Source organism: Lentzea sp. NPDC102401 (assembly GCF_044765805.1).
Classification (GTDB): Bacteria; Actinomycetota; Actinomycetes; order Mycobacteriales; family Pseudonocardiaceae; genus Lentzea; species Lentzea sokolovensis.
Map to the genome: position 1 here is coordinate 602,527 of NZ_JBIWKS010000003.1, position 26,211 is coordinate 628,737.

The 26,211-nt window shown below is 67.8% G+C and carries 26 protein-coding genes; 19 read left to right on the forward strand and 7 right to left on the reverse strand.

Annotation, left to right across the window (positions count from 1 at the left end; all coding sequences use genetic code 11):
- Window positions 1-97: 97 nt before the first annotated feature.
- Both ACIRG5_RS13625 and ACIRG5_RS13630 read right to left on the reverse strand, forming a co-directional pair.
- Entirely contained in the window at window positions 98-727 is a 630-nt protein-coding gene (locus ACIRG5_RS13625; RefSeq protein WP_402904485.1) for a DUF1524 domain-containing protein, read from the reverse strand.
- 105 nt (window positions 728-832) lie between these two features.
- Window positions 833-1,441: a hypothetical protein gene (locus ACIRG5_RS13630; protein ID WP_402904487.1), complete on the reverse strand. Its 609-nt coding sequence runs from the start codon at window positions 1,439-1,441 to the stop codon at window positions 833-835.
- A gap of 110 nt (window positions 1,442-1,551) precedes the next feature.
- On the opposite strand from ACIRG5_RS13630, the gene ACIRG5_RS13635 reads away from it, so the two are divergent.
- A complete protein-coding gene (locus ACIRG5_RS13635) occupies window positions 1,552-2,841 on the forward strand; it encodes an adenylosuccinate synthase (protein WP_093595627.1) in 1,290 nt (429 codons plus the stop codon).
- On the opposite strand, the gene ACIRG5_RS13640 is transcribed toward ACIRG5_RS13635, so the two are convergent.
- Window positions 2,834-5,281 carry a M48 family metalloprotease gene (locus ACIRG5_RS13640; protein WP_402904489.1) on the reverse strand — a complete coding sequence of 816 codons (2,448 nt, stop codon included), beginning with the start codon at window positions 5,279-5,281 and terminating at the stop codon, window positions 2,834-2,836. The two genes, ACIRG5_RS13635 and ACIRG5_RS13640, sit on opposite strands and share 8 nt — an antisense overlap.
- A gap of 145 nt (window positions 5,282-5,426) precedes the next feature.
- On the opposite strand from ACIRG5_RS13640, the gene ACIRG5_RS13645 reads away from it, so the two are divergent.
- The 4 genes from ACIRG5_RS13645 to ACIRG5_RS13660 are packed head-to-tail and all read left to right on the forward strand — an operon-like array spanning window position 5,427 to window position 9,001.
- Entirely contained in the window at window positions 5,427-6,236 is an 810-nt protein-coding gene (locus tag ACIRG5_RS13645) for an ABC transporter permease (protein WP_402904490.1), read from the forward strand.
- Window positions 6,221-6,922 (forward strand): ABC transporter ATP-binding protein, encoded by a 702-nt coding sequence (locus ACIRG5_RS13650; RefSeq protein WP_402904492.1) that lies wholly within the window; start codon window positions 6,221-6,223, stop codon window positions 6,920-6,922. Before ACIRG5_RS13645 ends, ACIRG5_RS13650 begins: the two co-directional genes overlap by 16 nt.
- Entirely contained in the window at window positions 6,915-7,880 is a 966-nt protein-coding gene (locus ACIRG5_RS13655) for an ABC transporter substrate-binding protein (RefSeq protein WP_402904923.1), read from the forward strand. Before ACIRG5_RS13650 ends, ACIRG5_RS13655 begins: the two co-directional genes overlap by 8 nt.
- On the forward strand, window positions 7,877-9,001 hold the full coding sequence (locus ACIRG5_RS13660) for an LLM class flavin-dependent oxidoreductase (RefSeq protein ID WP_402904494.1): 1,125 nt from the start codon (window positions 7,877-7,879) through the stop codon (window positions 8,999-9,001). The genes ACIRG5_RS13655 and ACIRG5_RS13660 overlap by 4 nt, the downstream gene beginning before the upstream one ends.
- Here ACIRG5_RS13660 and ACIRG5_RS13665 read toward each other — a convergent pair.
- Together ACIRG5_RS13665 and ACIRG5_RS13670 are read right to left on the reverse strand one after the other, a co-directional pair.
- On the reverse strand, window positions 8,991-10,088 hold the full coding sequence (locus ACIRG5_RS13665) for a glycerophosphodiester phosphodiesterase (protein WP_402904496.1): 1,098 nt from the start codon (window positions 10,086-10,088) through the stop codon (window positions 8,991-8,993). The two genes, ACIRG5_RS13660 and ACIRG5_RS13665, sit on opposite strands and share 11 nt — an antisense overlap.
- 67 nt (window positions 10,089-10,155) lie before the next feature.
- Window positions 10,156-11,718, reverse strand: a complete 1,563-nt coding sequence (locus ACIRG5_RS13670) for a Na+/H+ antiporter (protein WP_402904497.1) — start codon at window positions 11,716-11,718, stop codon at window positions 10,156-10,158.
- Between the two features lie 29 nt (window positions 11,719-11,747).
- On the opposite strand from ACIRG5_RS13670, the gene ACIRG5_RS13675 reads away from it, so the two are divergent.
- The 5 genes from ACIRG5_RS13675 to ACIRG5_RS13695 all read left to right on the forward strand — a co-directional run bounded on the left by ACIRG5_RS13675 (window position 11,748) and on the right by ACIRG5_RS13695 (window position 17,167).
- Window positions 11,748-12,008: a UBP-type zinc finger domain-containing protein gene (locus ACIRG5_RS13675; protein WP_402904499.1), complete on the forward strand. Its 261-nt coding sequence runs from the start codon at window positions 11,748-11,750 to the stop codon at window positions 12,006-12,008.
- A 124-nt stretch (window positions 12,009-12,132) separates the two neighbouring features.
- Window positions 12,133-14,022: a TRAP transporter permease gene (locus tag ACIRG5_RS13680; protein ID WP_402904925.1), complete on the forward strand. Its 1,890-nt coding sequence runs from the start codon at window positions 12,133-12,135 to the stop codon at window positions 14,020-14,022.
- Window positions 14,012-14,989, forward strand: a complete 978-nt coding sequence (locus tag ACIRG5_RS13685) for a TAXI family TRAP transporter solute-binding subunit (RefSeq protein ID WP_402904501.1) — start codon at window positions 14,012-14,014, stop codon at window positions 14,987-14,989. Before ACIRG5_RS13680 ends, ACIRG5_RS13685 begins: the two co-directional genes overlap by 11 nt.
- Window positions 14,990-15,005: 16 nt before the next feature.
- Entirely contained in the window at window positions 15,006-16,262 is a 1,257-nt protein-coding gene (gene purD, locus ACIRG5_RS13690) for a phosphoribosylamine--glycine ligase (RefSeq protein ID WP_402904503.1), read from the forward strand.
- 14 nt (window positions 16,263-16,276) lie between these two features.
- Window positions 16,277-17,167 (forward strand): ADP-ribosylglycohydrolase family protein, encoded by an 891-nt coding sequence (locus tag ACIRG5_RS13695; protein WP_402904927.1) that lies wholly within the window; start codon window positions 16,277-16,279, stop codon window positions 17,165-17,167.
- Here ACIRG5_RS13695 and ACIRG5_RS13700 read toward each other — a convergent pair.
- On the reverse strand, window positions 17,157-18,005 hold the full coding sequence (locus ACIRG5_RS13700; protein ID WP_319976596.1) for an AraC family transcriptional regulator: 849 nt from the start codon (window positions 18,003-18,005) through the stop codon (window positions 17,157-17,159). The two genes, ACIRG5_RS13695 and ACIRG5_RS13700, sit on opposite strands and share 11 nt — an antisense overlap.
- A gap of 210 nt (window positions 18,006-18,215) precedes the next feature.
- Between ACIRG5_RS13700 and ACIRG5_RS13705 the strand changes: the two genes are divergently transcribed.
- The 9 genes from ACIRG5_RS13705 (at window position 18,216) to ACIRG5_RS13745 (ending at window position 25,670) form a co-directional block, all read left to right on the forward strand.
- On the forward strand, window positions 18,216-18,674 hold the full coding sequence (locus tag ACIRG5_RS13705) for a hypothetical protein (RefSeq protein ID WP_402904505.1): 459 nt from the start codon (window positions 18,216-18,218) through the stop codon (window positions 18,672-18,674).
- Window positions 18,675-18,676: 2 nt separating this feature from the next.
- The gene (locus ACIRG5_RS13710; RefSeq protein WP_402904928.1) at window positions 18,677-19,264 is read left to right on the forward strand and encodes a DUF3558 domain-containing protein; all 588 of its coding nucleotides are present in this window, start codon (window positions 18,677-18,679) and stop codon (window positions 19,262-19,264) included.
- A gap of 9 nt (window positions 19,265-19,273) precedes the next feature.
- Entirely contained in the window at window positions 19,274-20,560 is a 1,287-nt protein-coding gene (locus ACIRG5_RS13715) for a WXG100 family type VII secretion target (RefSeq protein ID WP_402904506.1), read from the forward strand.
- A 23-nt stretch (window positions 20,561-20,583) separates the two neighbouring features.
- Window positions 20,584-21,321 (forward strand): ESX secretion-associated protein EspG, encoded by a 738-nt coding sequence (locus ACIRG5_RS13720; protein WP_319976602.1) that lies wholly within the window; start codon window positions 20,584-20,586, stop codon window positions 21,319-21,321.
- A gap of 133 nt (window positions 21,322-21,454) precedes the next feature.
- Complete coding sequence (locus ACIRG5_RS13725) at window positions 21,455-21,760, forward strand: hypothetical protein (RefSeq protein ID WP_402904508.1); 306 nt, start codon at window positions 21,455-21,457, stop codon at window positions 21,758-21,760.
- A 10-nt stretch (window positions 21,761-21,770) separates the two neighbouring features.
- A complete protein-coding gene (locus tag ACIRG5_RS13730; protein WP_402904510.1) occupies window positions 21,771-22,931 on the forward strand; it encodes a transglycosylase SLT domain-containing protein in 1,161 nt (386 codons plus the stop codon).
- A gap of 566 nt (window positions 22,932-23,497) precedes the next feature.
- A complete protein-coding gene (locus ACIRG5_RS13735) occupies window positions 23,498-24,628 on the forward strand; it encodes a pyridoxal phosphate-dependent aminotransferase (RefSeq protein ID WP_402904512.1) in 1,131 nt (376 codons plus the stop codon).
- Window positions 24,629-24,756: 128 nt separating this feature from the next.
- Window positions 24,757-24,906 (forward strand): hypothetical protein, encoded by a 150-nt coding sequence (locus ACIRG5_RS13740; protein WP_166049133.1) that lies wholly within the window; start codon window positions 24,757-24,759, stop codon window positions 24,904-24,906.
- 38 nt (window positions 24,907-24,944) lie between these two features.
- Window positions 24,945-25,670 (forward strand): potassium channel family protein, encoded by a 726-nt coding sequence (locus tag ACIRG5_RS13745; RefSeq protein WP_402904514.1) that lies wholly within the window; start codon window positions 24,945-24,947, stop codon window positions 25,668-25,670.
- On the opposite strand, the gene ACIRG5_RS13750 is transcribed toward ACIRG5_RS13745, so the two are convergent.
- Complete coding sequence (locus tag ACIRG5_RS13750) at window positions 25,614-26,210, reverse strand: HAD-IA family hydrolase (RefSeq protein ID WP_402904516.1); 597 nt, start codon at window positions 26,208-26,210, stop codon at window positions 25,614-25,616. The two genes, ACIRG5_RS13745 and ACIRG5_RS13750, sit on opposite strands and share 57 nt — an antisense overlap.
- Window position 26,211: the final 1 nt, after the last annotated feature.

Below are 26,211 nucleotides of genomic sequence, written 5' to 3' on the forward strand. Positions count from 1 at the left end.
AGTTCCGTGCTCAGTTCCAGATCGCCTGTCACGACGCCGACCTCGTCGGTCATCACGCCGCCGGGGCCCGCTGCGAAAAGCGCGGAGAGTGTCGCCATCAGCAGGTGCTCAGCATGCTCGTCAACGCCGCCTTCTCAGCCGAATCGGTCTTGAGGTTGTACCGGTACTTGGTGTGTACCCACATTTTGGCGTAAGTGCAGTAGTAGGACGTCAGCGGTGGCTTCCAGGTGCCGGGGTCCTGATCGCCCTTGGACTGGTTGACGTTGTCGGTCACCGCGATGAGCTGCGGGCCGGACATGTCGTTGGCGAACGCCTGGCGCTGCGGCGTCGTCCAGGTGTTCGCTCCTGACCTCCAGGCCTGCGCCAGCGGCACGATGTGGTCGATGTCCACGTCGGAGGCCGCGGTCCAGGTCGCGCCGTCGTACGGCGAGAACCAGCGGCCCGACGTGGCGGCGCACGACGAGTCCGTCACCACGTTCGTGCCGTCGCGCTTCAGCACGGCCTCTCGGGTGTTGCAACTGCCCGACTGGGTGATCCAGTGTGGGAACAGGTCGCGTGAATAGCCCGTCATCGAGCCCTCGGTGGCGACCGTGAGGCCGGCCAATTCGGTCTTCGCGGTGGCGGCGCTGGGGATGTTCGGCGGTGTCGCGAGTGCAGGGGAAACAAAACCAATGGTGAGAGCTGCCGTGGCAACCAGAACACCAATGGTTCGGTTAACTTTTGACATCGTCCCGACCTTCCTTGTTGGAAAGTGATCGGGACCTACCCTCAGTCACATTATGAAATTAGGCAATGCCTTCGGGTGACACTCAAGTGAATGACAACCGGACGGCTAGAGGCCTCGCACGAGCCTCAAGTCCTCGGTGTGGCGGTACCAGGTCCACTTGTCGACCGGGCGCGGGTGCTTGTGGCCGTCCAGGACCGCGGTTGTGGGCAGGCAGCCGAGCTGGAACGCGCGCGGGCGGCTGACGCGGATCTTGGAGCCGAAGAGGCGCTTGTTGATGATCCGGATCTGCAGGCCGAGGCCGCCCTCCGGGTCGGGTGTGCACTCGATCCGGCTGGCCTGACCGCGCAGCACGTTGTCCGCGTCGCTGTAACCAACGCCACGAACAGGGGACAACACGCCGAGACCCATCAGTACTCCGCCGACGTCGTCGCGGACGAGTGGAACGGGATCTACATCACCGTTCAGGGCGACGTCCAGGGCCCGCGCTGGATCGGTCGAAAGCCCCCAAAGCGCGGCAACGGACGAATCGGCGACCGGCACGTAACCCAGTGCCACCGAACCGAGCTTCTCCTTGCGCAGCAACCTCAACGCCACTGCCGCGAGGTCGGCGTCGGTGCCCGCGACGACCAGCCGTTCGACGTCCAGATGCTGGTCGACGTAGTCCTTGCCGGGGCGGGCGGGGACGACCCGCACGTCGTCACGTTGAGCGATCATTGGCGACTGCGTGTTTCCGCAGGCCAACACGATTCCGCGCACGGTCATCTCCTGGTCTACCCTCACGTACCGGCATTCGCTTGAACCAGTCCAAGTGCTTGGAGTTTCACATGCCGGCCGTCGTGCTGATCGGTGCCCAGTGGGGCGATGAGGGCAAGGGCAAGGCCACCGACATCCTCGGTGAGCGTGTCCAGTGGATCGTTCGCTACCAGGGCGGCAACAACGCGGGTCACACCGTCGTCCTCCCGGACGGTCAGAAGTTCGCCCTGCACCTCATCCCGTCCGGCATCCTCACGCCCGGCGTGAAGAACGTGATCGGCAACGGTGTCGTGGTCGACCCCGGCGTGCTGCTCACGGAGCTCGCGGGCCTGGAGGAGAAGGGCGTCGACACCAGCGGACTGCTGATCTCGTCGGACGCGCACTTGATCATGCCTTACCACGTGGCCATCGACAAGGTGACCGAGCGCTACCTGGGCAAGGCCAAGATCGGCACGACCGGCCGCGGCATCGGGCCCGCCTACCAGGACAAGCTCGCCCGCGTCGGCGTGCGCGTGCAGGACCTGCTGGACGAGAAGATCCTCCGGCAGAAGGTCGAGGCCGCCCTGGACTTCAAGAACCAGGTGCTGGTCAAGGTCTACAACCGCAAGGCGCTCGACCCCGAGCAGGTCGTCGACCAGGTGCTGGAGCACGGTCAGCACTTCGTGCACCGCATCGCGGACACCCGCCTGCTGCTCAACCAGGCGCTCGACCGCGACGAGATCGTCGTGCTGGAGGGCTCGCAGGGCACCCTGCTCGACGTCGACCACGGCACCTACCCGTTCGTCACGTCGTCGAACCCGACCTCGGGCGGCGCGACCGTCGGTTCCGGTGTCGGCCCGACCCGCATCAGCACCGTGATCGGCATCCTGAAGGCGTACACGACCCGCGTCGGCTCCGGTCCTTTCCCGACGGAGCTCAACGACGACATGGGCGAGTACCTGCGCAAGCAGGGCGGCGAGTTCGGTGTCACCACCGGACGCTCGCGCCGCACCGGCTGGTTCGACGCCGTGATCGCCCGCTACGCCTCGCGCGTCAACGGCATCACCGACTACTTCCTCACCAAGCTCGACGTGCTGTCGGGCCTCGAGAAGGTGCCGGTCTGCGTCGCGTACGAAGTGGACGGTCGCCGCACCGACGAGATGCCGATGACGCAGACCGACGTGCACCACGCCGTCCCGGTCTACGAAGAGCTGCCGGGCTGGTTCGAGGACATCTCGTCGTGCCGCACGTTCGACGAGCTTCCGGCCAACGCCAAGGCCTACGTCGAGTACCTGGAGAGCATCATCGGCGCCCGCGTCTCGGCGATCGGCGTCGGCCCCGGCCGCGACCAGACGATCGTGCGCCACGACGTGCTCAGCTGATCGCTCGTTTCTGGGCCTCGATCAGCGCGGTCTGCGTGACCTCCAGCTGGTCGAGGCCCTTCAGGAACTCGGCAGCCATCGAACCGTCGTCCTTGCCCGCGTCCCGGAACACGACGAGGCACGAGCGCGTGCCGTTCTCCATGGCCCGCAACCCTTCCGTCCACGTCGTGGCGATCTTCGCGTCCGGCGGCAGCGGGAACGGTTCGCGCAGCACGGGCCCGAGCGCCTCGCACCCGGCCGCGATCGCCACCGGGTCCGCGGCCCGCACGCCCGCGAACACCTTGTCCTGGGCCCGCACCACGGCCATCATCCGGTCCCAGCCGCCGCCGTAGATCCAGATGTTGACGGCCTCGTCGGTGTTGATCTCCGTTGCCGCGGGTGGTGGCGGTTCGATGACGGCCGCGCTCGCTTCCGCGCCCGGGCGCCACACCGCCAGCGCGACGCCCACGACGGCGATTCCGGCCGCCCAGATCGGCGCTGAGCGGACGTGGGCGCGCTGGAGGCCATAACCACCCGCGACGAGTGCCGCGAGCGTTCCCAGGACCGGTAGGACCTGGTGCGGTTGCCTCGCCAGGACGCTGTCGACCTGGTCGCCGTTCAGGTGCGTCAGCCAGATCGCCGCCGTGCCCGCCAGCCCGATCAGCCACGCGGTGAGCAACGCGCCCACCCTGTCCACCCGTGCCGCCGCCACCACGACCAGTTGCACGACCACGACAGCGATGACCTGCCAGGCCGTGGCCTCCAACGGTGTTCCGGCCGAGCCGAGCAGCACCACCGCGGCGGCGGCGAGCACACCGCCGATCAAACCGGCCAGCGCGGCCACTCGGGGGAACTCCCGGCGCAGCACCAGCGGCACCAGCCAGAGCAACGCCAGCGCGACCGCCGTGGGCACCCGGTTGAAGTTCAGCAGGTACGGGATCGCCACGGCCTTGAGCCCGATCTCGTTCGCGAGGCTCTGCGCGTGGCCGTGCAGGATGTCCATGATCGGCACCATGGTGTCGCGCCACACCGGTCCGGCGGCGCGCACCTCGGAGACCCAGCCCAGCAACGAGAACGTGACGAAAGCGATCGACGCCCCGAGGAACCACCTCTGCGGACGGGTGCGCACGAGCGTCGCGCAGTGGCCGGCCCAGAGCGTTACGAGGATCGCCGTGCCCGCCAGGGCGATCGTGGCGAGGACACGGGGCACCGTGATCGGGCTGGCGTTGCGGATGTCCAGTTGGTCACCGAGCACCAGGCCGATGCCGATGGCGAGACCGGGCAACGCGACCGTGCCCCTGCGGAGCCCGAAAGCCGCGCCACGCCAGGCGATCACACCGATGAGCGCGGCCATCGGCAACGCCCAGACGATCCGCATGACCAGGTGCGACCCGTTGCCCTCGCGGTACCAGGTCAGGTCGTGCAGTGCCGTCACGGTGTGCCACCACGCGAGCTGGATGGCGATCGTGCTGCCGAGCGTCTCCCAGAAACCCGGTCGCAGCAACGACTTCGGATCGCGCATGACGGCCTGGCGGCTGGACGGGGCTGGGTGGTGGCCGAGCCAGCGGCGCAGCCTGCCCGCGGGTTGCAGCAGCCGGTAGGGGTCGCTCTCGCCGGTCCACCGCACCACCGTCGCGTCAGCGTGTTTCTCCCGTGCCCTCAACACGGCGACGCGGGCGGCGAACACCAGCAGCACCAGCACAGCCACGTGCCACAGCGCGGAGAGCGTGAACCAGCCTTCCGGGAACTGGGGCAGTCGCCACGGGGTGGTCGTGAGCAGCATCGGGTTGAGCCACGTGAGCGCGTACGGCGTCAGCACCGCGATGACGAAGGCACGCCAGATCGCCAGGGTGGCGTAGGTGATCGTGACGTCGTTGCGGACGTGCGCGAGCTCGTGCAGAACGATGGCGCGGAACGACTCGGGTTCCGTGCGTCGCAACGGCATCATGCCCACGTTGAGCGCGACGTACTTGCGGCGGTGCGTGCCGAACGCGACGCCGCCCGCACGGACGTTGCCGCGGTCGAGCAGGAACGTGGGCGCCTTGCTGAGCCCGGCTTCCGCGACCAGTTCGGCGAGCGGCTCCACCAGTTCGCCGGGCACCGGAGCCAGGTTCCTGCGGTAGCGCAGCCACGCCGGGCGCAGCGCGTAGATCAGCGACGCCACCGCGAAGAGCAGCACCAGACCGCTGATGAGCCACACCGCACGTCCGCCGAGGAACACGTCCATGCACGCCCGATAGGCGTCCCACTTCGACTCGTCGGGATCGACCTGGAAGGTCGACGTCAGGTAGAGGTTCGACCGCACCTGGCACCGGGCTTCGTCCAGCTTGGCCGCGGCAGGCCACACCGTCGCGTACAGGCCGAAGATCTGCAACGTGGTCGCCACCGCCAGCAGCACCAGCGTCGCGAACCTCAGCGTGGTGCCGGAAGGCACCCCTGGTCTGTCCCCCACCGAATCCATGCCTGCATGTTGATCGTCGCGGACCGCGCTGTCACTAAGCCGTTGGCGGGAAATATGTCCGTGCGGAGAACATCTCCATGTCCGACGCATTTTCACGATTTGGGCGTCGTTGACTCATCTCGCGGGCTCGCCTGTACTTCCGCCCATGACCTTGTCCATAGCGGGAGTGGCCGCGCGGCCGAAAACCGCGACGCCTTCGCAGGCGCGGAAGTTCAAGCTGCCGCTGCGCTGGATCAGCCCGGTCGCGCTGGTCCTGCTGTGGCAACTGGCCAGCTCAACGGGTGTGCTGTCACCCGACAAACTCGCTTCTCCTCTTACCGTGGCCGGGTCCGCCGGTGAGCTGATCGCGGACGGCCAATTGGGCGAAGCGTTCGCGGTGTCGATCGGACGCGTTTTCTTCGGATTTCTGATAGGCGGATTTGCCGGCGTTGTTCTGGGGCTCGCCTCGGGCCTTTCCCGCTGGGGCGAGACATTGCTGGACCCGCCGGTGCAGATGGTGCGGACGCTGCCGCACCTCGGCCTGATCCCGCTGTTCATCCTCTGGTTCGGCATCGGCGAGGAGCCCAAGCTCGCACTGGTCGCGGCAGGGGTGGCGTTCCCGCTGTACCTCAACCTGCACGCCGGGATCCGGCAGACCGATCCCGGCCTGGTCGAGGCCGCGCGCGTGCTCGGTTACAGCCGGGTCGAACGGATCGTGCACGTCGTGCTGCCGTCCGCCGTGCCGCAAACCCTGGTGGGACTGCGGATCGCGTTCGGCACCGCCTGGCTGTCGCTGATCGTCGCCGAGCAGGTCAACGCCGACGCCGGCCTCGGCTTCCTGATCAACAACGCCCGTGAGTTCCTCCGCACCGACGTCGTGGTCGTCGGCCTCGTGGTCTACGCGCTGCTCGGCCTGACGACGGACGCGCTGGTGCGGTTGCTGGAAAGGAGGATCCTGCGATGGCAAGCGCGGTGAGTGTTCGTGGGTTGCGGAAGGCGTTCGGTCCGCGAACCGTGCTGGACGGCATCGACCTGGAGGTCCAGCCGGGCGAGTTCGTGGCGTTGCTCGGCCGCAGCGGCTGTGGCAAGTCGACGTTGCTGCGCATCCTCGCCGGCCTGGACCGCGAGGTCGAAGGCCAGGCAGAGGTCCCCGGCACGGTGTCGATCGCCTTCCAGCAGCCGCGTCTGCTGCCGTGGCGCAAGGTCTGGCGGAACATCTCGCTGGGCCTGCACAAGCCGGACGGCCGCGCGGTCGCGTTGAAGGCACTGGAAGAAGTGCGGCTGACCGACCACGCCGACGCGTGGCCGCTGACGTTGTCCGGCGGTGAGGCGCAACGGGTCTCGCTCGCGCGGGCGTTGGTGCGCGAACCGGACGTGCTGCTGCTGGACGAACCGTTCGGCGCGCTGGACGCGTTGACCCGGCTGGCCATGCACAACCTGGTGGAAGACCTGTGGACCAGGCACAAGCCCGCCGTGCTGCTCGTGACGCACGACGTCGACGAGGCGTTGCTGCTGGCCGACCGGATCCTCGTGCTCGACGAGGGCCGGATCGTGGCCACGCACCACGTCGACCTGCCCCGCCCGCGCCGTCGGGCCTCCGTTGTGGAGCAACGCACCCGCGTGCTCGCCGATCTGGGAGTGGACGTTGAAGAAGCTGCCTGACCGAAAGCTGCTCGCCCTTCTCGCCGCGATCCTCTTCGTCACCGGGTGTTCCACGGCCGCGCAGTCCCAGGACACCCCGGCCGCCGATGTCGTGCTCAAGGTCGGCGACCAGAAGGGCGGAGCCAAGTCGGTGCTGACCGCGGCCGGTCTGCTGAACGACTTCCCGTACAAGATCGAGTGGTCGACGTTCACCTCCGGCCCGCCCCTGCTCGAAGCCGCTTCGGCGGGTGCGATCGACGTCGGCGCGGTCGGCAACACCCCGCCGATCTTCGCCGCCGCCGCGAACGCCAAGATCGCCGCTGTCGGCGTGTCCAAGGGCCAGGTCGAGGCGGACGCGATCCTCGTGCCGGAGAGCTCGCCCCTGAAGTCGGTCAGCGACCTCAGGGGCAAGAACATCGCCGTGGCCAAGGGAAGTTCCGCGCACGGCCAGATCCTGCTGACGTTGCGCTCCGCCGGTCTCACGACCAAGGACGTGACGCTGAACTTCCTGCAGCCCGCCGACGCGTACGGCGCGTTCACCCAGGGCAAGGTCGACGCGTGGGCGATCTGGGACCCCTACACCGCGCAGGCGCAGCAGGAGGCCAAGGCGCGCGTGCTGACCACCGGTGAGGGCAGGTCCAACGGCTACGGCTTCAACGTCGCCGGCAGGAAGGCGTTGGACGACAAGGGGAAGAACCCGGCGCTCAAGGAGTACCTGATCCGGTACTACCAGGCGCAGAAGTGGGCCGACACGCACCGCGAGGAGTGGGCGAAGGCGTGGGCGGCCGAGACGGGACTCAAGTACGAGGTGGCGCTCGCCGCGGTGCAGCGCAACGGCGACCAGGTCGTGAAGCTGGACGACACGGTGATCAAGTCCGAGCAGGAGCTCGCGGACGCGTTCACCGAGGACAAGACGCTGCCGGGCAAGGTCGACTTCGCGAAGTTCGTCGACACGAGGTTCCAGGGAGATCTCGCATGAGCATCACGCTGCACTGGTTCCTGCCGACCTCCGGTGACGGCCGCACGGTCGTGGAGCACTTCCACGCCAACCGCGCGCCGGCTGCCGGGGCACGTCGTGACCCCGACATCGACTACCTGGCGCAGATCGCGCGCACGGCCGAGCAGGTCGGGTTCACCGGCGTGCTCACGCCGACCGGCACGTGGTGCGAGGACGCCTGGCTGACCACAGCCGCGCTGATAGCGCAGACCAAGACGCTGAAGTTCCTGGTGGCGTTCCGACCCGGTGTGCTGTCGCCGACGCTGGCCGCGCAGATGGCCTCGACGTACCAGCGGATCTCGCGCGGGCGGCTGCTGCTGAACGTGGTGACCGGCGGCGATTCCGTTGAACAGCAACGGTTCGGCGACTGGCTCGACAAGGACCAGCGCTACGAACGCACCGACGAGTTCCTCCAGGTCGTGCGCGGGATCTGGACCGGGAAGCCGTACACGTTCCAGGGCAGGCACTACCAGGTGCAGGACGCCACGCTGCTGGCCGCGCCGGACCCCGTTCCGCCGATCTACTTCGGGGGCTCGTCCGACGCCGCCCTGCCGGTCGCGGCCGCTCGCGCCGACGTCTACCTGACCTGGGGCGAACCGCCTGCCGACGTGGCGGAGAAGATCGCGCGGGTGCGGGCGCTGACCGACCGCCCGATCCGGTTCGGCATCCGGCTGCACACGATCAGCCGGGACACCTCGGCGGAAGCCTGGGCGTCCGCCGAGAAGCTGCTCGACGCACTGGACCCGGCCGTGGTCGCGAAGGCGCAGGAACAGCTGGGCGCGTCGGAATCCGTTGGTCAGCAACGGATGCTGGCGCTGCACGGTGGCGACCTCAGCCGCGGCGTGCGCGGGCTGGAGATCTACCCGAACCTGTGGGCCGGTGTCGGACTCGTGCGTGGTGGCGCGGGAACGGCGTTGGTGGGGTCGCATTCCGAGGTCGCGGATCTCGTCGAGGAGTACCACTCCATCGGGATCGACGAGTTCGTGCTGTCCGGCTACCCCCACCTGGAAGAGGCGTACTGGTTCGGCGAAGGCGTGCGGCCCCTGCTCAAGCAGCGCGGGCTGCTCGCCGGGGACCGCACGCTCGCACTCTCTACCGCTTGACCTTGGCCTCGACGGCCGTGTCGGGGTTGTCCGCGAACACGCCGTCGATGCCCTGCTGGAAGAACAGGTCGTACTCCTCGAAGGCCCGGCCGTACGCGGCCGGGTCGGTCGAGGACCGGAAGTCCGCCGGCAGGAACGAGTTCTCGTTGCGGAACGTCCACGAGTGCACGATCAGACCGGCCTTGTGGGCGTCCTTCACGACCGTGGTCGGCGCCTTGAGGAACCCGTTGGCGTCCCGCGGGATGATCAGGTCCTTGGTGAGGCCGACGCCGTCCGCGTAGCTCCGCACCTCGCGCAGACCGGCAGGGGTGACCAGGTCGGCGTAGGTGCGCTTGTCCCCGGCCGCGATGAAGTCGTACGGCGCGCCGGAACCGTTGACCAGCTGCACGATCGGCACCCGCAGCGACCTGTTGAGCTCCTTGAGGTTCGCGACCTCGAACGACTGCACGTAGACCTTGGCGCTGCTCCGGTTCAGGCCGTTGCGGTTCAGCGTGTCGACGAGCTTCGGCTCCAGCGCGAGACCGATCGACTTGAAGTACGTCGGGTGCTTGGTCTCCGGGTAGATGCCGATCTCGCGGTGCAGTTCGCGGGACAGGCGCTTGGAGAGGTCGATGACCTCCTGCAGCGTCGGAATCTCGAACCGGCCGTCGTAGAGGGTGTTGCGCGGGCGGATCGCCGGGATGCGTTCCTCGGCGCGTAACGTCTTCAGCTCGGCGAGCGTGAAGTCCTCGGTGAACCAGCCGGTGATCGCGACACCGTCGATGGTCTTGGTCTTCCTGCGGTCGGCGAACTGCGGCTTGGAGTCGACGTTCGTGGTGCCGCCGATCTCGTTCTCGTGCCGGGTGACCAGCTTGCCGTCCTTGGTGGGCACCAGGTCGGGCTCGATGAAGTCGGCACCCATGCGGGCCGCGAGCTCGTACGCCGCGAGCGTGTGCTCGGGCCGGTACGCCGACGCGCCGCGGTGCCCGATGACGATCGGACCCTTGTCGTCGTGTGCGGAGGCGGAGGGCAGGGACGCCACCACCGCACCCGCGAACACGAGAACTACGGCGGCTAGACCACGAGCCCGGATCCCTCTGGGATACATCGTTCGACCTCCCGTTTTGTGTTGAGAGCGGAACCCAAGCATCGCAACACGAAAAGCAGGTGAACGGTTACTCACGGGACAGTGCCGCTTCCTCCAGGTCCAGCTCGCGCAGCACCCGGAACAGCACCTCGTCGTCGATCTCGCCGGCGTCGCGCGCCTTGACGAACTCGTCACGTTCGGCGCTGAGCATCACCCTGCGCAGCCTGCGGTAGGCGGCCGCCGGGCTCTCCTCCTCCTGCCGCCCGAGCCGTTCCCACGCGGCGTTGCCCCGGTGCTCGGCGAGCGATCGCAGCTGGTCGCGGACGTGCTCGGGGACGTCCTCGATCTCCTCGTCGAGCCTGGTGACCGCCGCCTGCGCGGCCCGGTGCTGCACCTGCGCCTCGGCCAGCGCGTCCTTGCGGGCGTCGTCGCCCTCGAAGCCGATCTTGTTGATCACCCACGGCAGCGTCATGCCCTGCAGCAGCAGCGTGCTGATCGTCACGACGAACGCGCAGAACACGATGATGTCGCGCCCCGGTACCTCCGGCGGGATCGCCGCCGCGGCCGCGAGCGTGACCACGCCGCGCATGCCCGCCCAGGCGATCACGGTGACCTGGCCCAGATGCGGCGTGCCCTCGCGTTCCCGCCTGCGTTGGGACGTGTAGATCGGGATGTACGAGGCCGGGTACATCCAGATGAACCGCGCCGCGATCGCCGCGAGCACCACCGCGGCCGCCCCGAGGAGCAGGCTCACGTTCAGGTCGACGTCGCTGATGATCGACGAGACCTGCAGGCCGATGAGCGCGAACACGAACGACTCCAGCAGCACGTCCGCCGACCGCCACACGGCCGCGTCCTGCAGGCGGGTCGAGTACTTGCCGCGCGGCGAGTTGTGGCCGATGTAGAGGCCGGCGACGACGACCGCGAGCACCCCGGAGAACTGGATGCCGAACGCGTGCAGGCCCTCTTCCGCGAGCAGGTAGGCACCGAACGGCACGAGCAGGCCGAGCGCACTTTCCAGCACGCCCTCGCAGAGCCGTTTGCGCAGGTACCGGACGGCCACGCCGACGACGAGGCCGACCGCGATGCCGCCGGCGGTGATGTAGACGAACATCCAGACGCTCGCGATCGGATGCATGGCCGTGCCCACCGCGGCCGCCACCGCGACCTTGAACGCGGTGAGCGCCGTGGCGTCGTTGATCAGGCTCTCACCGACCAGCAACGTCATCGCGCGGCGCTGCAGGCCGAGTTTCCGGCCGATCGCGACCGCGGCGACGGCGTCCGGTGGCGCCACCACCGCGCCCAGCACCAGCGCGGCGGCGAACGGCAGGTCGGGGAAGACCAGCGACGCCGTTATCCCGACGAGCAACGTCGTGAACAGCACCAACCCGACCGCGAGCAGCCCGATCGGCCGCAGGTTCGCGCGGATGTTCAGGTACGAGCTGTCCAGCGCGGCGCTGTAGAGCAGCGGCGGCAGCACGAGCAGGAGGATGATGTGGGGGTCGATCTCGAACTCCGGCACGCCCGGTATGAACGAGACCACCAGGCCCACGGCGACCAGCACCAGTGGCGCCGACCAGTTCAGGCGGCGCGCGATGGCCGTGACGATCAACGCCCCGAGGAGAAGCAGCAGTAGCTCAGGCCCGTGCATGCCGCTCATTCTGCGTAATGATGGAAGCCATGACCTGTTCGCATGTGGAAGCGCTGCCTCAACTGGTGGAACCGGAGTCCACCGAGGGCTGCGTGGACTGCCTCGCCCTGGGTGAGCGCAACTGGGCTCACCTGCGGATGTGCCTCTCCTGCGGGCACGTGGCGTGCTGCGACTCGAGCCCCCACCGGCACGCGACGGCGCACTTCGGCTCGTCCCAGCATCCGGTCATGCGCTCGTACGAGCCGGGCGAGGACTGGCGCTGGTGCTATGTGGACAGTGCGATCGTGTGACCTCGCCCTGAAGTCTTTGCAGTTCCTTTGGATTGATCCCCTGGGGCTGTGATCGGCCCCACAGTACGGTCGGTCCGTGGCCAACCCGGACCTCGCCCGCATCGTCGCGGAGCATGACGAGGAGATGCCGTCGCGTTCGCTCTCACCCCGGTGGGAGCGGGCGCTGTGGATCGCCGGCCTGCTGATCGCGCTCCTGGTGCTCAAGCAGGTGTTCTTCCCGTTCGCCAAAGGAAGCCAGTACTACCTGATCATCTTTCTGGCGGTGACGCTGCCGCTGGTGTTCCTCGCGTACGGCCGCGGGCACACACCGCCCTGGTGGGACTGGATCTTGGCTGGGCTCGCCTTCCTGGTGGGCGCGTACCCGCTGTTCGGGGGCTACGACGAGTTCCTGAACCGGCAGGGCCAGCTCTCGACGCTGGACGTGGTCGCGGGCTCGGTGCTGCTGGTGCTGATCCTGGAGGCCTGCCGGCGCACGACCGGCTGGGTGCTTCCGGTGGTGTGCCTGGCGTTCATCGCCTACGCCTACTACGGCGGGTTCCTGCCGCCGGCGTGGTCGATCTCGCACTCCGGCGTCGACTTCCCGCAGATCATCAACGGGTTCTTCAACGACGCCAGCGGTTTCTACGGGACGCCTCTCGACGTCGCGGCGACCTACATCGTGCTGTTCACGATCTACGGTGCCGTGCTGAACGCCTCCGGCGCGGGCAAGTTCTTCGTGGACGTCAGCTTCGCCGCTTTCCGGAAGTCGCGGACGGCTCCGGGACGTACGGCGGCGACCGCGGGCTTCCTGCTCGGCACGGTGTCCGGTTCCGGCACCGCCACGACGGTGTCCCTGGGCGCCGTGACGTGGCCGATGCTGCAGAAGGCCGGATATCCCAGGGAGAACGCGGGCGGGCTGCTCGCGGCGTCGGGCATCGGGGCGATCCTGTCGCCGCCCACGCTGGGCGCGGCGGCGTTCATCATCGCCGAGTACCTGCAGGTCTCGTACCTGGAGGTGCTGATCTGGGCGATCATCCCGACGCTGCTCTACTACCTGGGCATCGCGCTGGCCGTGGAAGCGGACGCGCGGCGGTTCGGGGCGCGGCCGGTGGACGTGGACGCGCCGCGGTTCTTCGACGTGCTGAAGCTCGGCTGGTACCACTTCCTGTCGCTCTTCATCATCATCGTCTTCCTGGCGCTGGACATCCCCGTCTACAAGGCCGTCGTGTACGCGACGGGCGTGGCCGCGCTGTTCGCGTTGATCAACCACCGGCGTGAGTGGGTCCGGCTGATCGCCGACGCGCTGTCGGTCGGCGTGCGGTCGGCGTTCCCGGTGATCGCGGTGTGCGCGGCGGCCGGTGTGGTGACCTCGACGATCACCAAGACCGGGCTGGGGCAAGCGCTTGCGGGGTCGTTGGTGGACCTGGCTTCGGCGCTGACCTCGGAACCCGTCGTGGTGCTGATGCTCACGGCGGTGCTCGCGGCCGTGGCGGTGTCCGTGCTCGGGCTGGCCGTGCCGGTGACGGCGTCGTTCATCATCTCGTGGGTCGTCATCGGGCCCGCGTTGATCACGCTGGGCGTCGAGCCCGCCGAGACCGCGATGTTCATCTTCTACTACGCGGTGTTGTCCGAGGTGACACCGCCGACTGCGCTCGCTGCCGTCGCCGCCGCGGCGCTGACCGGCGGCGACGTGATGAAGACGATGTGGCAGACGTGGAAGTACACGCTGCCGGCGTTCCTCGTGCCGCTGGCGTTCGTGCTGACCGACGGCGGTGCCGCTCTGCTGCTGCGCGGCCCGTTGCTGGACTCGGTGTGGGCGTTCGGCGCGTCCGCGCTGGGGGTGGCCGCTCTCGCCGTGCTGACGGGTGGCTGGTTGTTCGGCCCCGCCCGCTGGCCGGAACGCCTGCTGTGCGTGCCGGCCGCGTTGTTCCTGCTCTATCTGCAGCCGTTGACGATCGCCATCGGGGCCGGGTTCCTCGTGGTGGCCGTGGCGGTACACCTGGTTTCCCGTGGGAGGGTTCGTGATGCTGCGTAGGTACGCGATCGGTGCGATCGCATTGGCGCTCGTGGTTTCCGGGTGTGGCGGCAAGCGCACACCCACGACGCCGGACGCGTCGGGTGGCGGCGCGTCCTGTGAGGCGTCGGACGGGCGGATCACGATCGCGACCGGCAACTCCGGTGGCGTGTACTTCGTGGTCGGCGGCGGTCTGGCGAAGCTGATCTCCGACAACTCGAAACTGAAGGCCTCGTCCGCCGAGACCGGCGCGTCGGTGCAGAACATCCAGCAGCTCGTCGCCGGCACGTACGACATCGCGTTCTCGCTTGCCGACACCGCCGCGGACGCCGTCAACGGCACCGGGGCGTTCAACGGCAAGAAGGAGAAGATCGCGGCGCTGACGCGGATCTACCCGAACTACACGCAGGTGCTCGTCCGGGCGGACTCCGGGATCAACTCCGTGGCCGACATGAAGGGCAAGCGGATCTCGACCGGTTCGCCGAAGTCCGGCACCGAGGTGATCGCCGGACGCCTGCTGAAGACGGCCGGGCTCAACATCGACTCCGACGTCCAGGCGCAGCGGCTCGACCTCACCAAGACCGCGGACGGCATGAAGGACGGCAGCATCGACGGCCTGATCTGGTCGGGCGGGCTGCCGACGCCGCAGATCACGGACATCACGACGTCCCTGAAGGACAAGGTGAAGTTCATCGACATCACCCCGCTGCTGCCGGAGATGAAGAAGATCAGCCCGGTGTACGACACGGCGCCGATCCCCGCGGCGACCTACGGGGTGGCCGAGGTTCCCACGATCGTGGTGCCGAACCTGCTGCTCGTGCGCGAGGACTTCGCGGCGAACAACGCCTGCGCCGTCACCAAGCTGATCTTCGACAAGAAGGCTGACCTGGAGAAGGTCCACCCGGCCGTGAAGGACATCGCGAAGGACAAGGCTTCGGCCACCGACCCGGTCCCGCTGCACCCTGGGGCGAAGCAGGCGCTCGGCTGAACTACTGTGAGCCCTCGTGCGCGTCCTGGTCATCGGGTCTGGAGCCCGTGAGCATGCCCTTGTCCTCGCGTTGTCACGCGACCCGCAGCTGACTGCCCTGGCGTGCGCGCCGGGCAACGCAGGCATAGCCGGGCACGCCGAGCTCTACGGCGTCGACGTCGCAGATGCCTCGGCCGTCGCCGGCGTCGCGAAGGAGTGGAAGGCCGACCTCGTCGTCATCGGCCCCGAACAACCGCTGGTGGTCGGGGCCGCGGACGCTGTCCGGGCGCTCGGCATCCCGTGCTTCGGTCCGTCGAAGGCCGCTGCCTGCATCGAGGGGTCCAAGGCGTTCGCCAAGGACGTCATGAACGCCGCGGGGGTGCCGACCGCGCACAGCGAGGTCGTGGACAACCCGGCCCGTCTGGACGCCGCTCTGGCCCGGTTCGGCCCGACGTGGGTCGTGAAGGACGACGGCCTGGCCGCCGGCAAGGGCGTCGTCGTGACGGCCGACCTGGCCGCGGCCCGCGCCCACGCGATGACGTTGCTCGACGGCGGCCACCCGGTCCTGCTGGAGTCGTTCCTCGACGGCCCCGAGGTGTCGCTGTTCTGCGTCACCGACGGCGTGTCCGTGGTGCCGCTGATCCCGGCGCAGGACTTCAAGCGCGTGGGCGACGGCGACGCCGGCCCGAACACCGGCGGCATGGGTGCCTACGCGCCGCTGCCGTGGGCGCCGGACGGCCTGGTGTCCGAGATCGTCTCGCGCTGTGTGCAGCCCGTCGTCGACGAGCTGCGCGCGCGGGAGACGCCGTTCGTCGGCCTGCTGTACGCGGGTCTGGCGCTGACGTCCAACGGCGTGCAGGTGATCGAGTTCAACTGCCGTTTCGGCGACCCGGAGACGCAGTCCGTCCTCGCACTGCTGAAGTCGCCGATCTCCGCCCTGTTCCTGGCGGCGGCCAATGGTTCGCTGTCGTCGCTGCCCGCTCTGGAGTGGGAGAACGGCTACGCCGTGACCGTCGTGCTGGCGGCCGAGGGCTACCCGAATCTCCCGCGCATCGGTGACGTGATCACCGGCTCGGAGGCCGAGGGTGTCCTGCACGCCGGCACGCGCCGCCGTGAAGATGGCGCCGTGGTCTCGGCGGGTGGCCGCGTGCTGTCGGTCGTGGGCACAGGCAAGTCGCTTTCGAAGGCCCGTGACCGCGCCTACAAGCGCATCGCGGACATCCACCTCACCGGCTCGCACCACCGTTCGGACATCGCCGCGAAGGCCATCGACGGGAAGATCACGCTGCCGTGAGCCTGCTCGGGTGTGTGCTGGGTGGTGCCGTGGGCGACGGTTTGGGCGCGCCGATCGAGTTCTCGTCGATCGACACGATCCGTCGCCAGTACGGCCCCGCGGGTGTCGTCGACCTGCCGGTGCTGGAGATCACCGACGACACCCAGATGGTCCTGTTCACGCTCGAAGGTCTTTTGCTGGCGAGGAATCTGGGCATCGACCCGCACCTGACCGTGCGGGCCGCCTACGCGCGCTGGCTGCACACGCAGGGCGGCCCGGCGGTCACCTCGGACGGCTGGCTGATGGCGGACCAGCGCCTGCACTCACGGCGGGCGCCGGGCCACACGTGCATAACCGCGTTGAAGCACAACGAAAAGAACAACTCGAAGGGCTGCGGCGGCGTGATGCGCGCCGCCCCGGTCGCCGTCTGGTCGTCAGACGTGCGCGAGGTCTTCGAGCTCGCCGTCGGCACGGCGAAGATGACGCACCACCACCCGAGCGGCTACCTGTCCGCAGGCGCCCTCGCGGCGATCGTCCACGCCTTGCTGTCCGGCTCGGACCTGGTCGCGGCCGTAGCCGTGGCACGCGCCGAACTGGTCCGCTGGGACGGCCACGAGGAACAGACCTCGTTGCTGGACAAGGTGATGGGCCTGGGCCCGTTGACCCCGGAGGAGATCGAGTCCGAACTGGGCGGCGGCTGGGTGGGCGAAGAGGCCCTGGCCATCGGCCTGCACGCCGCACTGGTGGCGCCGGACTTCCCCACCGCTCTGCGCGTCGCCGTGAACCACTCGGGCGACAGCGACTCGACGGGTTCGATCTGCGGCAACATCCTCGGCGCCCGTGACGGCGTCACCGTCATCCCCGCCGACTGGCTCGCCGTTCTGGAACTACGAGACGTGATGGAACGCCTCGTTCTCAGCTGGTGACGGGAATCCACAACTCCGCGGTCGCCTGGTCACCGTTGATCTGCGTGCGCAACATCGACGGCCCCTCAACGCTCTCGTAGCTGTTGGACGGGAACCACTGCGTGTACACGTCCCGCCACATGTGCTGAATCGTCTCGGGATAGGGCCCCTCAGCCGTGAACACAGCCCACGTGTTCTTCGGTACTTGCAGGGTCTCCATGTCCTCCGGCGCTTCTGCGCTCGTCACCACCCCCTGGAAGTAGTCGAGCATGTCGCCCTCCTCGACCCCTTCCTGGTTGAAGGTGAGAGCCAGCATCCCTCCCGGCTCCCCGTCACTGAGCGCCTTCATCCGGTCCAGCGCAGGCATCCCGATGCCCTTGACGAACTCGACGATCGCGGGATTCATCCCAAGATGCACCAATGGCACCCGCGTCCCCCGGCCGACAACCCGGAACGCCTCCTTCTCGACCACCCGGTACTCCATGCTCGTACTCCCCTCCACAACCAGTCTGAACGTGAGAATCTGCTGCGACTGCAACACCTTCTTGCTGGCCCGAGCCTCCTGAGGCCCAACCCCGTGCATGGCCTTGAAAGCCCGCGCAAAGGCCTCGTTGGACCCGTAACCCCACCTGACAGCGACGTCGAGCAACGACCCCCGTCCACTGAGGACCTCGTTCGCCGCCTTGGTGAGCCGCCGACGCCGGATGTACTCGCTCAGCGGAATCCCGGCGAGCGCACTGAACATCCGGCGCAGGTGGTACTCACTGGTGCCCGCGATCCGCGCGAGCACCTTGACGTCCACCTCGCCTTCGAGGTCGTCCTCGATGCGGGCCATGGCCTCGTTGAGTCGTTCCAGCACGTGGTCAACGCTATGGGGCTCGACGCCTTCACACCCGACTAGCTGTGCCCTGTTCGATCGCCTGCGGCGTGCTGCACCATGGATGACACTGAGGGTGATGTGGAACCGGCGAGGGGTGGTCTTCGTCCAACCACAGGTACGTCTTACGCAGGCGTTGGTAGCCTGCGAAGCGGGACCGAACCGTTACCAACCGTACGGGGGTAGGACGTCGTGACACAGGAGAACGCGGGGGCGGATGCCGTTCTCGGTGCTGCAGCGGGAGCGGCCGGCGGTGTGGCAGGAGTGGCGTTCAGCGCCCTGAAGGCCGCCTCCTCGGTCATGGACCGAGTCTCGGAGAGCTTCGCGGGTGGGGGAACCCAGAAGTTCCACGTCGAGAAGGACACCGTCCTGCAGGCGGGCAAGGTCGTCCACGAGCAGATGATGATCCTCAACCGGGCTTACCGTCACATCGCGCCCAAGCTGCGAATTGTGACGATGGACGGCCAAGTAACCTCTGACGTCGTTACCGCATGGAATGATCGGCTGCTTTTCAGCGACGACTCGTACGGTAAACGGATCGAGGCCTACGTGAAGGTCCTCGAGAATCTTTCTGAGCAGTTGAAGGCGTCGGCCGAACAGTACGGCTTCAGCGAGGAAGAGATCCAGGCGACGTTCAGGCTGAAAGAGTGACGATGCGTATTTCCACGATAGCTGCTGTGGTCCTTCTTGCAGCGGCACTGTCGGCGTGCACCAGCGGCGAGAAGGGCAACCCCACCGCTTCGCCGCCGTCGAGCGGATCGTCAGGGAACGATTCTGCCGGCAAGCTGCCGCCGCGCCCGGCGAGTTTGAAGGTCGACTCGGTGGACACCTGCAAGCTGCTGACCGCAGATCAGATGAAGCAGGTCGACACACTGGCTGCGGAGCCCGACAAACTTGATCTGGTGGACGGGCAGCAATCGGCGAGTTGCCACTACTCGAACTATGCCAAGTACAACTACACGATCGGTGCGGTCACGCACAAGGGAGTCGATTACTGGCTCATGGGTGGCGGGAACCTCACCACCAACGTGATCAAGGTTGCCGATTATGGCGCCGTGAAAGTCGAACTGTCCGGTGGTAGTGGTTTCGACTGTTCTGTGGCGATCGACGTTGCCGACGGTCAGCAGTTGATGGTGAGTTACATCCCGCTGACGACCGGTGAGAAGGACCAGTCCGTTCTCTGCGGTAAGGCCGAGAAGGCCGCTGGTCTCGCGCTTGCGACGCTCAAGACATTGAAGTGAGGGGGAGTCATGTCGGGATATCGGCAGCTCACTGACTGGAACTTCGAGGGTTGGTCCAACGGGGATCTCGCGAACGAGGTCCAGAAGCTCTCGGGCACCTCGGTCGCTTCGAAGTTCGGCGAAGCGTCCGCTGCGCTCCGCGACCTCGCGAACACCCTTGAATCGGTCGACAAGACGATCCGGGACCAGCTCAGGACGCTCAAGATCGAGTGGGGCGGTGCCACCGCCGAGAAGAGCCACTCGAAGACGGACGTGGTCGCCGCAGGTCTCGACGACAGCAGCCAGGCGTCCAACGAGAGCTCGCAGGCGATGACGCAGCAGGGCGAGAGCACCAGTCAGGCCCGCTACAGCACGCCTCCGCCGCAAGATCTGCGCGGCGACACCGAGAAGAACTTCGGAGACAAGGTCGGAGGTTTCTTCGGCGTCGAGACCGACCACGCCAAGGAGGTCGCGGCGACCAACGCGGCTCGTCAGCAGGCCATCGACAGCCTCAACGGCTACGTCACCGGCAGCCAGGGCTCGCTCGACAGCTTCCGCGCGCCCAACACGCCGCCGGACATCGTGGTCGCCAGCGGCGCGGTCAGCACCCCTGTCGGTCCTCCTGTCGGCGGCCTGCCGCAGGGTGGTACTCCCGGCGTCAGCGGCGGACCGGGCTTCACCGGCTCGCCTGGCAGCCCAGGTTCCCCTGGCTTCTCCGGCGTACCTGTCGGCCCCACTCCGGGCACTCCCGGCAACGCCACGGGCATCCTTCCCGGCGGCGGTACGCCGACCCCGCTCGCTGCGGGCCCCGGCCTGCCCAAGCCGTTCGGTGTTCCGCCGATCGGTGTCGCCGCCGCCACCGCCGCGGCCGCCGGTCTCGCCGGTGGCACGGCCAGTGCGCGCGGCGCGCAGGTCGTGGGCGGTGGACGTGGTCCCAGCCAGGCTCCGAAGACGCCCATCGCGCCCACCGGGCCGAAGGGTGCGCCGAGCACTATCGGTGGCGGCAAGTCCGGTGCTGGAGGTGCTGGTGCCGGAGGTACCGGGGCCGCCGGCAAGGGGCCCGGTGGCGCGATGACGCCTGGTGGCGCCAGTGGCGTTGGGCCTGAGGCCGGTCGTGCCGGTGCCGCTGCCGGCAAGGGTGGCGTCGGTGGCAAGGGCGCCGGGTCACTCATGTCGCCCGCGGCCAGTGCTGCCAAGGGCGAGGAAGAGGAGGACGGCGAGCACGTGCGCAAGTACGGCGTCGACTCCGACGAGATGTTCGGTGACGACCGCATGGTGGTTCAGTCCGTCATCGGCGAAGACCCGAAGGACAAGTAGATCCCTTGAGCTCACCAGGTTCTGTGGTTCTGTCCACAGTGGAGTTCGCCGTGGTCTGGGAGGCGCAGCGCCTCCCGGCCGCGCACGTCGCGCTCGACACGCGGATTCCCTCCATCACCCACACCGAGAAGTCCGAGGTGGTGAAGAGGGCCTGGGAGTCGTTGGAGGCGCGCGGCCTGGCCCGCAACGGCCGGGTCGTGCCCGAGCTCGCCGACGGGTTCGCGTTGCTGGCGAACCACCAGGTGGCGATCGACCTGTGGATCTGGGCCGACCGGCAGATCACCGGACTGGCTGCGGCCATCGGAGATGAAGCGATCCTGGCGGTGCGGGATCGCGACGAGATGTGGTTGATCGAGGCTCGGGGCACGGCGCTCGCCGAGGCCGCTGTGTCGGTCGCCGGGGAGATGCCCGCCGGTTTCGGACGGTCGATCAGCGCGCCCTACGACGAACTCGTGGCCGCTGCCAAGGACGTCGGGCTGGACGCGCAACGGATGATCACCACGCTGGAGCGTCGCGGAATGCGGCTCGGCGACGCGCAGGAACTGGCCGGGATGCTCGACGGCATGTCAACGCGCGGGCAGTTCGGCGTGCAGCGCAACGGACAGCGTGCCGGCCGCGTCGTTTCCTTCCACGACACGCACAACGGGCGTTACCTCCGTCAGCTCAAGCCGAGCAGCGACGGGCGCAACTGGTGCACCATCACGCCGGTCGACAATCATCGGCTCGCCGCCTCGATCTGGGAGCTCCTGCAAGAAGTCTGATCGTGGAACCCTCGTTCGTGCCCGCCCGTCGAAGTTGATGGGCGGGCATCGTCGTTCGAAAGAGCGAATCGGCGCACCGCTTGACGCAATTCGTTCTAAGGTCGGCGAGTAGACGTTGAGGGGGTAGGCGCGCGTGGCTGCGATGAAGTTCAACACTGAAGCCATGGAACAGTGCCGAACGACCGTGAGCAGTCAGGCCGGACAATTCGGCGCGATCGGTGACGGCTTTTCCGGCCAGTACGGCAATCCGGACATTTTTGGGAAACTCGGCTCTTCCGGTGCGATCTCGGGCGCGGTGTCCGCAATGGACCAGGCGGGCGCTCAGGAGTTCGAAGCGGCCGAGAAGGTGCTGCGCAAGGTCGAAGGTGCGCTCGACACGATCCAGACCAATGTCGCGGACGTCGACGAAGTCAACAAGAACTCCCTGAGGGCGGTGTGACGTGAGCGCGATGGACGAAGTCGCGGCGTTGCCCGGCGGCGCGGACCTGGCCGCGCTCGCGGACAAGATCGAGACCGCGCAACCCCAGGCCGTGCGCGACATCGCGAACCGCTGGAAGCAGGCAGCGGGCAAATGCGGCGACCAGACGAACGTTCTGCAGCGGTCGGTGACCCAGCTCGACGGCGCCTGGGAAGGCAAGTCCGCGGACGGCTTCGTCGCCTACATGGGCAACGTCACGAAGTGCGGCACCTCGATGACCGACGCGCTCAACGGCGCCGCGACCGACCTGGAGGCGGCCGCGAACGCGTTGGAAACCGCGAAGACCTCGATGAGCCGCATCTGCGAAGACCTCCTGAGCCGCGCCCGCCAGACGCGCCAGCAACTCCACGGCCAGCCGCAGGAGGACGTCGACAGCGTCATCCGCAGCTACTGCGCCGAGGCCGTCAGCGACGCCCAACTCGTTGTCTCCCAAGCGGAAAGCGCAGTCAACGCCGCCGCAGGAACCCTGAAGGGCCGCTCCGGCGCGCTGACCCCGAAGTTCTCGTCGCTCGAAGACCCGAACATCCAGTCCTTCACCCCCGCGCCGGGCAAGCCCGTCGAGTGGGCCCCGACCGCACCGCCCGACGACTCGACCAAGGCTTCGTCCACATCGGACCCGCAGCCCACGTCCACCTCGACGCCCGCGGCTTCCGGCCACGGCGGCGGTGGTGGCGGCGCTTCCGGCGGTGGAGGCGGCGGTGGCGGTGGAGGTGAGGGCGGCGGCATGGGCGGCCTCGGCTCCAGCGGCGGCCCGCCTTCGGGCAGCCCGCCTCCCGGCAACGTCGAGGAATGGATCCGCGAGGCCATCAAGATCCTGCAGGCCAACGGCATTCCGGTCACCGAGGAGAACATCGACGAGATCTGGAAGATCATCGAGAAGGAGTCGAGCGGCAACCCGCACGCCATCAACCTCTGGGATTCCAACGCCCAGGCGGGAACGCCCTCCAAGGGCCTCATGCAATGCATCGACTCGACGTTCAACGCCCACAAACTGCCCGGCCACGACGACATCTGGAATCCGGTAGACAACATCATCGCCGGCGTCCGCTACACGTTCTCGCGCTACGGCGGCTTCGAAGGCCACCCCGGCCTGAAGGCGATGTCCCAGGGCGGCGGCTACCAAGGGTATTAGCCCTGCTCGATCGGGTGAGATTTGTCCGGAACCCGGCACTTCTTCGTCAGGTATGTCGTGACGGAAATGTGCCGGGTTTCAGTTATCCACACCCACACGGGTAACGAATGTCCTGAAACACTGTTATCTGCGCCCGCATATTGCGGAAGCGCGGGGGGATGCGACAGACGTGCTGCAACCCAGACGCTCCGATCCGGGTGTGGCGACCGGCTGCTGCAACCCAGGTGTGGAGACATGGGTGCTGTGAATCAGGTGTGGCGTCTGGGGCGCTGCGACCCCCGGTGTGGCGACCCCGGTGTGAGGGCCGGGATGTGGGGCCGGGGCGCGGGACGTAAGCGTGGTGACCTGGGGCGTGGGTACTTGGAGCGTGCCGGAACGCACCTGGGGCGTGGAGATCTGGGCGTGCCAGAACGGGCGTGGGGACCTGAGGTGGCGAGGCCTGAGGTGGAGAAGCCTGAGGTGGAGAAGCCTCGGAGGAAGAAGCCCGAGGTGAGGTGCGAGCGAACGAAAGATGAGGTGTGGAACAGGCAGGGTGGGCAGAGGTGATGGGGAGTTAGCCTGGCGGCATGCTGACCGTGGCTGCCCGTGCCGACGTCCCGCCCTTCCACGTCATGGACGTGCTGTCCGCCGCCGCGCAGAGGCAGCGCACGCACGGGGACGTGATCTCCCTGGCTGCCGGACAGCCGTCGAGCCCCGCGCCGCGACCGGTGCGAGAGGCCGCGGCGCGAGCCCTGGGCGAGCACGCGCTGGGGTACACCGAGCAGTTGGGGATTCCCGAGCTGCGGCAAGCCATCGCCGGGCATTACAAGCGGCAGTACGACCTGGACGTGACGGCCGATGACGTGGTGGTGACCACGGGGTCGTCGGGGGCGTTCACGCTGGCCTTTCTGGCGGCTTTCGACGCGGGCGACAGGGTTGCCCTGGCGCGGCCGGGATATCCGGCTTACCGGAACATCCTCAAGGCGTTGGGGTGTGAGGTCGTCGAGTTGCCGTGCGGGCCGGAGACGCGGTTCCAGCCCACGGTCGAGATGCTCGATCCCAGGCTCAAGGGTGTGATCGTGGCGAGTCCGGCCAATCCGACCGGGACGACGGCCGACGTCGAGCCGATCGCCACCTGGTGTGCCGCCAACGGGGTTCAGCTGGTCAGCGACGAGATCTACCACGGGATCAGCTACGGCGAGCCCCTGCGGTGTGCCTGGGAGACGTCGCGGGACGCGATCGTCGTGAACTCGTTCTCCAAGGCGTTCGCGATGACCGGGTGGCGGCTCGGGTGGATGTTGTTGCCGGAGCGGCTGCGCAGGGCTGTGGACTGCCTGACTGGCAACTTCACGCTTTGTCCGCCCGCGCTGGCTCAGTACGCGGCGGTTGAGGCGTTTCACGAGGACGCGTACGCGGAGACGGCCGAGCATCTTCAGCGGTACAGGGTGAACCGGGACCTGTTGCTCGAAGGGCTGACGGATCTCGGCATCGACAAGCTGGCGCCGGCGGACGGGGCGTTCTACGTGTACGCGGACGTCCGGCATCTCACTGACGACTCGATGGGGTTCTGCAAGAAGTTGCTCGACGACACCGGGGTCGCGATCGTGCCCGGCATCGACTTCGACCCCGTGGACGGGCACCACTTCGTGCGGATGTCGTTCGCCGGCGCCACGCAGGACATCGAGGAAGCGCTCAGGCGGTTGAAGGCCTGGCTCTGAGCATCGGGTAGCAGCCGAGCCGGACGACCGATCAAGCGCCGGGCGAGCAGCAGCGGGACGACCGGCGCGACCGGCAAGCAACAAAACCGGCCGGCCGGACGTTCACGGGGTGGAGGAAGGGGAGTCCTATGTGGGCGATCATCGGGTGGCTGGTGGCGATCTGGATCGTGCTGGCCGTCGTCGGGGCCGTGGTGAAAGGCCTTTTCTGGCTCGCTGTGATTGGAGGACTACTCCTCGCAGGCACCGCGGCTTACGGTGCGATCAAATCCAAGCGCTGACTCTGGATTAATGACTACGCACCGCTCACCATGGGGCGGTGTTGTTAGCCAACGAGGCCCGCCTTGAGCGGTGGGAGCGAAAGGTCGAGTGGCCGTTGACGGCACTCGCCGCGGTGTTCCTCGGGGCCTACGCGTGGCAGGTTCTTGATGATCACGGGGCCATGCACGTGCCTCTGGAGATCGTGTTGTGGCTGGTCTGGGCCTTGTTCGCGGCGGACTTCGTCACGCGGCTGACCCTGGCGCAGAACAAGATCAGATTCCTCAGAACGCACATCTTCGATCTTGCGGCGGTTGTTCTGCCGATGGTGCGGCAGCTCAGGGTGCTCCGGCTGATCACGGTCATGAAGCTGCTGAACAAGAAGTTCCAGCACAAGATCAGGCAACGGGTCAGCATTTACGTCGCGGGCGTGACGGTAATCGTCGCGTTTTGCGCGAGCCTCGCGGTGTTGGACGCCGAAAGGCACGCGGAAAACGCCAGCATCACCACGTTCGGTGACGCGTTGTGGTGGACGCTGACCACCATGTCGACGGTCGGGTACGGCGACCGCTATCCCGTCACGGGTGAGGGGCGGCTGGTCGCGGGGTTGTTGATGGTCGGTGGCATCGCGCTGCTCGGTGTCATCACCGGCACGATCGCCAGCTGGCTCGTGGAGAAGCTGCGCGGTGTCGAGGAAGCCGAGCTCGAGACCGTGCAGGAGCTGCGGAGCCTACGCGCCGAGATCGCCGAACTCCGTGCGGAGCTCGGCACGCGCAACAGCGGCTGACGTCCACAGTCGCGCGTCCCAGCCCGCGATCAGAGCGCCCTCCACATTGGACAGGCGGTCGTCGAAGAAGATCACGTCCGACGAACCGATCACGTCCGACGTGTGCTTCCAGATGGCCGCGTCCGGCTTCGCGCAGCCGAGATCGCCGGAGAAGACCAGGTGCCGGAAGTGCTTGGCCCACGGCACCTTCTCGGCCAGCCGGCCGAACGTCGACGGCGCGTTCGACAGCAACGCCAGCGGTACGCCCAAAGCCGCCAGGTCCTCGATCAACGCGACGGTCTCCACCACCGGGTCGTCGAGCCAGCCCGCGTTGTCCATGGCGGTGAGCTCGCGCACGAGGGCGTCGTCGAGGGTCAGTCCCAACGACGAACCGATCCGGCTCCAGTACTCGGCGTCCGACCCGCCGCGGTCGTAGGCGTCACGGTCCCAGTACGCCGCCTCGAAATCCTGCAGCGTCACCCCGAGCTTCGCCGCCATCGCGGGCCGCGCCGGGTTCCGCTGGCTGATCACCTCGCCGAAGTCGAACACGATCCAGCGCATC